12 protein-coding genes are annotated in these 10612 nt (G+C 41.7%); 4 read left to right on the top strand and 8 right to left on the bottom strand.

Annotated features, from left to right (window positions below):
* Positions 1-30: 30 nt before the first annotated feature.
* On the bottom strand, positions 31-1413 hold the full coding sequence (cysS, locus tag A1QC_RS09815) for a cysteine--tRNA ligase (protein WP_026025772.1): 1383 nt from the start codon (positions 1411-1413) through the stop codon (positions 31-33).
* 257 nt (positions 1414-1670) lie between these two features.
* Here cysS and A1QC_RS09820 point away from each other — a divergent pair, with 257 nt between their 5' ends.
* The 4 genes from A1QC_RS09820 to A1QC_RS09835 all read left to right on the top strand — a co-directional run bounded on the left by A1QC_RS09820 (position 1671) and on the right by A1QC_RS09835 (position 4914).
* Positions 1671-2165 carry a peptidylprolyl isomerase gene (locus A1QC_RS09820; RefSeq protein WP_017024753.1) on the top strand — a complete coding sequence of 165 codons (495 nt, stop codon included), beginning with the start codon at positions 1671-1673 and terminating at the stop codon, positions 2163-2165.
* An 86-nt stretch (positions 2166-2251) separates the two neighbouring features.
* The gene (gene lpxH / locus A1QC_RS09825) at positions 2252-2974 is read left to right on the top strand and encodes a UDP-2,3-diacylglucosamine diphosphatase (RefSeq protein WP_017024754.1); all 723 of its coding nucleotides are present in this window, start codon (positions 2252-2254) and stop codon (positions 2972-2974) included.
* 185 nt (positions 2975-3159) lie between these two features.
* On the top strand, positions 3160-4392 hold the full coding sequence (locus A1QC_RS09830) for an EAL and HDOD domain-containing protein (RefSeq protein ID WP_017024755.1): 1233 nt from the start codon (positions 3160-3162) through the stop codon (positions 4390-4392).
* 24 nt (positions 4393-4416) lie between these two features.
* A complete protein-coding gene (locus tag A1QC_RS09835; protein ID WP_141706004.1) occupies positions 4417-4914 on the top strand; it encodes a YchJ family metal-binding protein in 498 nt (165 codons plus the stop codon).
* A gap of 145 nt (positions 4915-5059) precedes the next feature.
* Here the strand turns inward: A1QC_RS09835 and hisIE are convergent, their stop codons facing one another.
* The 7 genes from hisIE to A1QC_RS09870 form a co-directional block, all read right to left on the bottom strand.
* Positions 5060-5719: a bifunctional phosphoribosyl-AMP cyclohydrolase/phosphoribosyl-ATP diphosphatase HisIE gene (gene hisIE / locus A1QC_RS09840; protein WP_017024757.1), complete on the bottom strand. Its 660-nt coding sequence runs from the start codon at positions 5717-5719 to the stop codon at positions 5060-5062.
* Positions 5716-6489, bottom strand: coding sequence for an imidazole glycerol phosphate synthase subunit HisF (gene hisF / locus A1QC_RS09845; protein ID WP_017024758.1), 774 nt, complete (start codon positions 6487-6489; stop codon positions 5716-5718). Before hisF ends, hisIE begins: the two co-directional genes overlap by 4 nt.
* A complete protein-coding gene (hisA, locus tag A1QC_RS09850; RefSeq protein WP_017024759.1) occupies positions 6471-7208 on the bottom strand; it encodes a 1-(5-phosphoribosyl)-5-[(5-phosphoribosylamino)methylideneamino]imidazole-4-carboxamide isomerase in 738 nt (245 codons plus the stop codon). The genes hisF and hisA overlap by 19 nt, the downstream gene beginning before the upstream one ends.
* A 17-nt stretch (positions 7209-7225) precedes the next feature.
* Positions 7226-7864 (bottom strand): imidazole glycerol phosphate synthase subunit HisH, encoded by a 639-nt coding sequence (gene hisH / locus A1QC_RS09855; RefSeq protein ID WP_017024760.1) that lies wholly within the window; start codon positions 7862-7864, stop codon positions 7226-7228.
* The gene (gene hisB, locus A1QC_RS09860; protein WP_017024761.1) at positions 7864-8937 is read right to left on the bottom strand and encodes a bifunctional histidinol-phosphatase/imidazoleglycerol-phosphate dehydratase HisB; all 1074 of its coding nucleotides are present in this window, start codon (positions 8935-8937) and stop codon (positions 7864-7866) included. Before hisB ends, hisH begins: the two co-directional genes overlap by 1 nt.
* 62 nt (positions 8938-8999) lie before the next feature.
* On the bottom strand, positions 9000-10040 hold the full coding sequence (gene hisC, locus A1QC_RS09865) for a histidinol-phosphate transaminase (protein ID WP_017024762.1): 1041 nt from the start codon (positions 10038-10040) through the stop codon (positions 9000-9002).
* A 10-nt stretch (positions 10041-10050) separates the two neighbouring features.
* Positions 10051-10612: histidinol dehydrogenase (locus A1QC_RS09870; protein WP_017024763.1), on the bottom strand; the 562-nt coding region annotated here is incomplete at its 5' end.

Consider the following 10612-nt stretch of genomic DNA (forward strand, 5'->3'; position numbering starts at 1 on the left):
CCACCAGCCTTTTTCAATTAAAGTGATTTGTTATTTACGACGCCAAGTTGTACCGTCTGCGCCATCTTCAAGCTCAATACCGAGTTCATTTAGCTTATCACGAGCTAAATCTGCATTTGCCCAATCTTTGGCCGCACGAGAATCATTACGTAACTTGATCAAAGCTTCTATTTCAGCCACTTCATCATCATTGCCAGCATCACCTTTTAAGAATGATTCTGGATCTTGGTGTAAAATACCAATCACATCCGCAAGTTCACGCATTAGCGCGCCCATTGACGATGCTTTATCCATATCAACCGTTTTTAGGCGATTCACTTCACGCGCCATGTCAAATAATACTGAGTACGCTTCTGGCGTATTGAAATCATCATTCATTGCAGAACTAAATCTCGCGACAAACTCTTCTCCACCAGCCGGCGCAACCGTTAGATCTAAGCCTCGTAATGACGTATACAAACGTTCAAGTGAAGCACGCGCTTGGTTAAGATTTTCTTCACTATAATTAAGCTGACTACGGTAATGGCCCGACATTAAGAAGTAACGTACCGTTTCTGAATCATAATGTTGTAATACATCACGAATAGTGAAGAAATTCCCTAGAGATTTAGACATTTTTTCACGGTCAACCATCACCATTCCGCTGTGCATCCACGTATTTACATACGGAGTATCATGCGCACAACAAGACTGAGCAATTTCATTTTCATGGTGCGGGAACTGCAAGTCGGAACCCCCGCCATGAATATCAAAGTGCTGCCCTAAAATTGATGAGTTCATTGCCGAACATTCAATATGCCAACCAGGGCGACCTGGGCCCCAAGGGGATTCCCACGTAGGTTCACCTGGTTTAGACATTTTCCAAACTACAAAATCCATAGGGCTACGCTTCGCGCTTTCAACATCAACACGAGCACCGGCTTGAAGCTGATCAAGATCTTGCCCAGATAACTTGCCATATTGTTCAAATTTCTTAACTTCGAACATGACATCGCCATTGGATGCAACGTAGGCAAATTCACTCTCAATCAGCTTTTCGACGAGTTCTATAATTTCTTGAATATAATGCGTCGCTCTTGGCTCAACATCTGGGCGTTTAATATTCAACGCATCAAAATCGGTGTACATTTCTTGAATAAGACGTTCTGTTAAGTCATCACAGCTTTCACCATTTTCTGCTGCACGCTTAATGATTTTATCGTCGATATCGGTAATGTTTCGAACAAAAGTAAGATCGTAACCGACGAAACGTAGGTAACGTGAAACCACATCAAAAGAAACAAATGTACGACCATGACCAATATGACAAAGATCGTAAATGGTTACCCCACACACATACATGCCGATTTTGCCAGCGTGAATGGGTTTGAATTCCTCTTTCTGTCGGGTCAATGTGTTATATATTTTTAACATGATCTCTATCTACGTCTGGTGAAAATTCTGATTGGTGATTATACCCAAACCATATTCTAAGTCGATATTTAAGCTTATTTAACTCACACACTTGCTTGATAAAACCACAATACATTTCATCTATAACCAAAAGAGTTTATGCCCAAACTAAAAAGGTATTTAATCAAGATGTTCGTTTAAAGTTGCTTATAACGTCACTTGCTATAAAATTGAAGCTTCTTGTAAAAATATTAAATCCAATGATAAAGGACCAAACCATGATTATCCTTCACACCAACTTCGGCGATATCAAAATTCAACTAAATGAAGAAAAAGCACCTGAAACCAGTGCTAACTTCCTTCAATATTGTCAAGATGGTTTTTACGACAACACACTTTTCCACCGTGTTATCGATGGATTTATGATTCAAGGCGGTGGCATGACTTCTGGCTTAAAAGAAAAGTCAACTCGTGCAACAATCAAAAACGAAGCCAACAATGGCCTAAGCAATAAAACTGGCACACTGGCAATGGCTCGTACTATGGAACCGCATTCTGCAAGTTCTCAATTCTTCATCAACGTGAACGACAATACGTTCCTTGATTTTAAATCTGAATCAATGAACGGTTGGGGTTACTGTGTGTTTGCTGAAGTCGTTGAAGGTATGGACGTCGTAGAAAAAATCAAAGCAGTAAGCACTGGCTCTTACGGCATGCACCAAGACGTTCCACTGGAAGATGTGCTTATCACTGGCACAACTATCGAAGCGTAATTTACGCCAATACACCGTTCACTAGGTGTATGAATAAAGGGAGAGCAGTTCTCCCTTTATTCTATTTTTCAGATTATTGATTGTCTATGACCACATTATTTATTGCTGATCTACACTTGTCGATTTTACGTCCCGATATCACGGAATGCTTTTTAACCTTTATGCGTGATGAAGCCTCTCAAGCAGAAGCTTTATACGTACTTGGTGACTTATTTGAATTTTGGATTGGTGATGACGACAACTCCCCTTTTCACTCTTCTATAAAAGAAGCCTTTATGGCATTAACTCAAGCCGGTGTAGCATGTTACTTCATACAGGGAAATCGAGATTTTTTATTAGGTAAACGCTTTTGTAAAGATACGGGCATAACACTATTACCCGAAACGGCAGTGATTGATCTGTATGGCGTTCCAACCGTCATTTTACATGGCGATACCTTATGTACTATGGATGAAAAATACCAAGAATTTCGTAAAACAGTTCATAAGCCTTGGTTACAAGCTATTTTTAATCGTATTCCTTTGTTCATTCGTCGAAAAATCGTTTCTCACGTTCAAAGTAAAATTCGCGCACAAAAGCAAACCAAACAAATGAATATTATGGACGTCACACCACAAGAAGTGATCACCGTGCTAGAAAACAATCACGTTATACAAATGATTCATGGTCATACTCATAGGCCCAATATCCACCAACATTCGACCATGAATGGCTCAGCGACTCGTATCGTACTCGGTGATTGGTATACACAAGGATCAATATTAGTCTGTACTCCTAACGGTAATACCCTCACCACGAGAGAATTCTAACTTCCTCGAAAAATTATCAGTAAAAATACAATTTATATTTCTTAATCCTCTATTATTAATTGAAATATTGATAAATACGATATTTTAATCATTCAAGTTGGATAAGATTAAGGAAGGGTCTCTACATGGTGAATACCATTGAGCAATTCCCTTTATCTCTCAATATAAACCTTAGAGATTAAACGATGCACTCTTTTATTGCACGACAAGCCATTGTGAATGCGGATAACCGCATCGTTGCCTATGAATTACTGTTCAGAGAAGGTTTTAATAATGTTTTCCCACAAATGGACCCGGACAAGGCCACCAGCCGCTTACTTATTGAACATTTTTTCCTAACCAATGTTCAAGGTTATGAAGATAAAATTTGCTTAGTCAATTTCCCATATCAATCATTAGTCGACCAAATCCCAACTTTATTTCCACCCCATTTATTAATGATCGAAATTTTGGAAGACTGCTCTCCTAGTGATGAACTTTTAGATGCCGTAAAATCTATGCATCACCAAGGGTATAAAATCGCCTTAGATGACTTCATGCCTTCTTCTGCTTGGGAACGTTTCCTGCCGTATGTCACGACAATCAAGTTTGACATCCGACAAATATCAATTGCAGATACTGAAAAATTTATTAACGAACATCCGCATTTAGATCTTTCCTATTTGGCTGAAAAAATTGAAAACCAAGCCGAGCTTGAAGCTTGTAAAAAGGCTGGGTTCCATTATTTTCAAGGTTATGAATTGTACGAACCTGAAATTATATGTAAAAAGCGCATTGGTTCGTCAGCATTCACTGTTGAACAACTCAATATTGCGATTAATAAAAATCCGATTAATTTTGATCTGGTTGAGCGTCTTATAAGACATGATCTGACAATGACGTATAAATTAATGAGATTTATTAATTCTCATCAACCTCAACCGTTTTCATCTTTTAAAAGTGCGTTTGAAGCACTAGGGTATGAACGCATAAAAATGTTCATATCCCTCTCGATTGTTGCCGATCATGAGCTTTCTCCTTCTCATTATTACCAGTCTTCAATGGAAAGAGCCCATTTCTGCGAACAAATCGCGGCCGTTAGTCATATTAATAAATGTATTGATCAAGCCTACTTCGTGGGTATGTTCTCTCAGTTAGATAAATTACTTGAACAGCCTTTATCTTATCTGATTGAAACTTTGCCACTAAAGCCTGATGCGATTCATGCACTACTAGAGCAAAAAGGGATTCTTGGAGACATTCTTGCTTTAGCCATCGCATTGGAGAAAAATGATCAATCGAATATTGAATGGTTTGTGGATAAATTAAAACTCGATCCAAAAATGGTACAAATATACCGAGGAAATGCTCTCGATTGGTCCACTCCTGAATATCACTATTTAAGGCTTGAAGGCACAAAATCCTATCGTCAGCAATAAGCTATACCACTATTAACTAAGAGAATCTTTATGCCTTGCCCATGCGGTCATTCGCAATCTTATGAAGCTTGCTGTCAACCGATTCATCATGACGCTACTTTGGCCAAACAACCAGAGCAGCTAATGCGCGCGCGTTATTCGGCTCATGTGCTTAATGATGTAGAGTTTGTCTTAAACACTTACCACTCATCTTGCCAAGCTCATGCTCAAGCAGAAGCGATTAAACAATCCGTCGATAGCCATTGGATAAAACTAGAGGTTTTAGATGCTCCCGCTTGTGAAGAGGCCGAAGGGTATGTCGAATTTAAAGCTTACTTTGAAGAAGATAATCACGAGTATTGCTTACATGAACGCTCTCGATTTGTAAAAGAAGAAGGACAATGGCGCTATATTGATGGCGTGATGCCGGAAGAAAAACCTATTGATCCTCGCCTTTTACAAACCATTGCCAATACCAAAATAGGCCGTAATGATCCCTGCCTTTGTGGAAGTGGTAGAAAGTTCAAGAAATGCTGTGGCTAAGCTCATTCACTCATTTTAGGACAGCGTTTTATTAACAGAACGCTTTTCAGCCAACTTAAAGAGAGAGAACACACCCAATAAAAAAGGCCAAGCAACTGCTTGACCTTTATTGATAAAAATAAATATTGATAAAAACAAAATTATTTTACTTGTGACGCTCTTTTAGCTTATTGATGACATCGTTAAACGATAAGCCTTGATCTTGTAGTAACACGAACAAGTGATACATCAAATCCGCAGATTCACAGATCAATTCCGCCTTGTCGCCCGACGTTGCCGCAAGCGCGACTTCAACGCCTTCTTCGCCGACTTTCTGCGAGATGCGTTTCGTGCCACGAGCATAAAGGCTAGCGGTGTAAGAGGACTCTGGATCGGCGTCCTTGCGGGCAGCCAGTAGCTGCTCAAGTTGATGAAGCCACACCAATTGGCTTTCATCTTGCTTGTCGGCATCAAAGCATGTTGTGGTGCCGGTGTGACACGTTGGCCCAATAGGATTCACCTTCGCCAATAACGTATCGTTATCACAATCCAAAGCGATATTCACCAGATTCAAGCTGTTGCCAGATTCTTCGCCTTTGGTCCATAAACGCTGTTTGGTGCGAGAGTAGAACGTCACTAGGCCAGTATCTGCGGTTTTCTGCAAGGCATCCACATTCATATAGCCCATCATCAGAACTTGGCTTGATTGATAATCTTGCACAATTACAGGGACTAAACCGTCGACTTTATTCCAATCAATTCGGTCAGAAAGTACTTGTACATCGGACGCTTGAAACGTTGCTTGTGTTGTTACTGCTTCACTCATAAACGTATCTCCACGCCTTGTTGTTTTAAGTATTGTTTTAACTCACCAATATTGATCACTTGCTTGTGAAACACCGATGCTGCCAGCGCGCCATCCACATTGGTTTGTTGATAAGCGTCTTTAAAATGCACCATTTCACCTGCGCCACCCGAGGCAATCAAAGGCACATGGCACACTTCACGTACCATGTTTAATTGATCTAAATCGTAACCATTACGTACGCCGTCTTGGTTCATCATATTTAATACGATTTCACCAGCGCCACGCTTTTGCACTTCTTGAACCCAATCACGGGTTTCCCACTTGGTTGCCTTGGTGCGTTCTTCATCGCCGGTAAATTGATAAACTTGGTATTTGCCCGTTTCTTTATCGTAGTAAGAGTCAATGCCCACCACGATACATTGCACGCCAAACTTATCGGCTAAGTCGGTAATCAATTGAGGGTTCGCCAGCGCTGGAGAGTTAATCGATACTTTATCTGCACCAAACTCTAAAATACGCGCGGCATCTTCAGCTGACTTAATGCCGCCTGCCACACAAAATGGAATATCAATCACTTCAGCAACACGAGCCACCCAGCTTTTATCGACCACACGACCATCACTTGAAGCGGTAATATCATAGAAGACTAGCTCATCTGCGCCCTCTTCGGCATAACGCTGCGCAAGAGGTACTATATCACCAATGATTTCATGGTTACGAAATTGAACCCCTTTCACAACCTGCCCATCACGGACATCAAGACATGGAATTATTCGCTTTGCCAACATGAAAATGCCTCCTCTGCGGTAAACTTGCCGTCTAACAACGCACGGCCCACAATCACGCCAGCAACGCCTGTGCCTTTTAATGCCGCGATATCATCAAGGCTACCGATGCCACCTGATGATTGAAATTGCACCTGTGGGTATTGCTTACATAAATCCACATACAATTCGACGTTAGAGCCCGCTAACGTGCCGTCACGAGAAATATCGGTACACAGAACATGTTTGAGTCCAACCGTTAAGTAATCATCAATCAAGGCTTCAATAGTAACACCTGAATCTTCTTGCCAACCAGAAATGGCCACTTTACGCACGCCTTGCTCATCAATATTAATATCTAAAGCTAAGACGATTTTTTCTGCGCCATATTTCTCCATCCAACCTTTGACCAACTCAGGCTGTTTTACCGCAGTAGAACCCACCACCACACGTTGTGCGCCAGCTTCTAATAAATCCACTACGTCTTGCTCACTGCGTACTCCACCACCAATTTGAATGTTGGCAGGCGTACTAGCAAGTAACTTAGCAATCAAGTCTAACTGGCGAGCAGAGGTATCTTTTGCGCCGGTTAAATCGACCAAGTGCAACCAATTGGCTCCCGCTTGGTGATACAGATTAAATTGCTCTGCAGGGTCGACTTTATATTCTGTTTTTTGTCCGTAATCGCCTTGAAATAAACGAACCACTTGTCCATCAATTAAATCCAATGCAGGAATAATCATTCTTTAGTCCTTTAATTTTATCCGTTCAATTCAAGAAAATTTTGAATCAATTTTGAGCCCGCTTTTGACGAACGCTCTGGGTGAAATTGCACCCCATAATAATTGCCACTTTGTACAGCTGCAGTAAACGGATTGCCATATTCACAACTAGCAATGGTGTACTCACCAACGGGCATGGCGTAACTGTGCACAAAGTAGAAATAACTGTCTTCAGAAATACCTTTAAATAGCGGATGCCCATCCACAGGTTGTACGGTATTCCAACCCATGTGTGGTAGTGGTAGATCGCCAGTATCCATTAAACGAACTTCACCATCACATAAGCCTAAACACTGTACTTCTTCTTTACCTTGTTGGCCTTTTTCTTCCGACAACTTACCCAATAGTTGCATGCCTAAACAAATGCCAAGTAGCGGTTTCTCAACCTTTTTCACTAGGTCAATTAGGTTACGATCTTCTAGATTTTTCATCGCCTCTGAAGCGGTGCCTACGCCCGGTAGAAACAATTTATCTGCCGCAAGTACAATGCTTGGATCTTTAGAAATCGTCACCTGATAACCTAGGCGCTCAATCGCAAAGCGAACGGAAGACACATTGGCGCAACCGGTATCAATGATAACGACTTTTTGCGCAGTAGAGGCTAGCGTGTCTGTCATTACAGCACTCCTTTACTACTTGGCAATTCATTCCCTTCTACTTTAATCGCTTGACGCAAGGTACGACCAAAGGCTTTAAATAAGCTTTCAATGATGTGGTGATCATTATTGCCCGTGGATGACAAGTGCAGAGTACAGGCCAAAGTATCCGTCAATGAACGGAAGAAATGCACCACCATTTCAGTGGAAAGATCGCCCACTTGTTCGCGGCTAAACTGCGCATCGAATTTCAAATAAGGACGCCCAGATAAATCCAAGCCACATTGCGCTAAACATTCATCCATTGGCAAGCTGAAACCAAAGCGACCAATACCACGTTTGTCGCCTAAAGCTTCTTTAAGAGCTTGACCTAACGCTAATGCCGTATCTTCAATGGTGTGATGGTCATCAATGTGTAAATCACCTTGTACGTCGACAACCATTTGAAAACCGCCGTGAGTGGCGATTTGATCAAGCATGTGGTCAAAAAATCCCATCCCTGTTGAGATCTTATTTCCGCCCTGCTCATCTAAGTTCACCGAAATTTTAATGTCCGTTTCTTTCGTGGTACGCACCACGGCTGCCGTACGAGCATTGACGGTGAGATCTTTTAAGATATCCAGCCAGTTCATCGTTTCAGGGTGATATTGAATACCGCGAATCGCCATATTTTCGGCTAATTGCAAATCGGTTACGCGATCACCAATCACAACTGAGGTTTTAAAATCCACTTTTCCCTGTTGCAAATACTCTTTGACCAAGCCTAATTTGGGCTTACGGCAAGTACAATTATCTGCATCAAAGTGTGGGCAAATGAGCACATCATCAAACTTCACACCTTGTGAGCTAAAAATGTCCATCATCATGTTATGTGGCGCGTCAAAATCCGCTTGAGGGTAACTGTCAGTACCTAAACCATCTTGATTAGTCACCATCACTAAACGGTAACCTGCATCTTGAAGCTTTAATAGAACAGGAATAACGTTTGGTTCAAATTTGAGTTTATCTAAACGATCCACCTGAAAATCAACCGGTGGCTCAACAATTAAGGTGCCGTCACGGTCAATAAATAGAATTTTGTTTGCTTGGCTCACATCGATTTCCTTCTCAGAGCAAGGTGAAACGTCAATCACGCTTCACCACTATTATTTGGTTATTAACTTAACGTATTACGAATAAAGCTTAAGGTTTTTTCACATTCAATGCGGTTACCGATACTAATGCGAACACAATCTGGAATCGGTGAGTTACGTAAAATGATGCCGTGATCCCACGCCGCTTTAAATACGGCGTCTCCATCGCTAAATTTCACTAGCAGATAGTTCCCCCACGCATCAAAAATTTCAATACCTGGCAACATGCTAAGTCCAGCCTGTAGATAAGCTCGATTAGCACTCAGGTCTAGCACCTGATACCTCATACGGGCAAGCCCAGCTTCCGATAACGCTTGTATCGCTATATCGGATACAGGTACGGGTACGGGATAAGGTGCAATCACCTTAAGTAATACATTAATCAGTTCTTCATTAGCCAATGTAAAACCGCAGCGTAATCCCGCTAAAGCAAAGGCCTTCGATAGGGTTCGCAAAATTGCCAAGTTAGGATATTGATCAAGTAAATCAACTGTTGACGCTTCCGGACAAAAGTCAATATAGGCCTCATCCATCACCACAATGGCTTTATCTTTAGTTATATCAAGTAAGCGCACGATATCTGCACGCTTAATAAGATTACCGGTTGGGTTATTTGGACTGCAAACAAACACCAACTTAACGTTATCTAAATTAGCGGCTATAGAATCGAGATCAAGTTGCCAATCTGAGGTTAAAGGCACCACTTTACGCTCAACACCAATGGTTTCGGCACTAATTGCATACATGCCATAGGTTGGCGGGCAGTACAAAATCGCATCTTGATTAGGCTCGCAAAAAGCGCGAACTAATAGCTCAATCCCTTCATCTGCACCTCGAGACGTTAAAGTCTGCTCAGGTTTTACCCCAGCATAAGCCGCATAGGCTTCAATTAATGCTGTCGGTTGACACTCGCTATAACGGTTTAAACGTGAAGCGCTAGTTTTATATTCATTATCAAATGGCGACTCATTGGCATTGAGCCAAACATCACCACTACCGCCAATACGTCGAGCTGATAAATAAGGAGTTAAGCCTTGAACCTGCTTGCGAGCTAATTTTTCCATATTCCGTTCCCTATTTATTCCGTTGTTCAAGTTCAAGCTTATCAAGACGAATTGTCACCGCGCGTTTGTGCGCATCTAGACCTTCGGCTTCCGCCATAGTGACAACCGTTTCAGCTAGCCCCTGAAGACCTTGTTTAGTCAATTCCTGCACCGTCATACGTTTTGAAAAGTCAGCCAAGCCTAAACTGGAGTAAGTGCGAGTATAACCGTAAGTTGGCAGAACATGGTTGGTCCCTGAAGCGTAATCACCGACGGATTCTGGAGACCAATGCCCAAGAAAAATCGATCCTGCATTGTCCAATAACGGTAATAACTCACGAGAGTTCTTAGTCTGTACAATCAAATGCTCAGGACCGTACGCATTGGAAATGGTCACACATTGAGTTAATGACTCAGTGATCACAATCACACTCGAACCTAATGCTTTTTCAGCAATATCACTACGAGAAAGTTGCTTTAACTGTTTTTGTACTGCGTCTGCAACTTGATCAGCAATCAAAGGTGAAGGGGTTAATAACACCACTTGTGAATCTGGGCCATGCTCCGCTTGAGAAAGCAAGTCTGCCGCCACA

Origin of the sequence: Vibrio rumoiensis 1S-45, from assembly GCF_000286955.2 — a bacterium.
GTDB lineage: Bacteria > Pseudomonadota > Gammaproteobacteria > Enterobacterales > Vibrionaceae > Vibrio > Vibrio rumoiensis_A.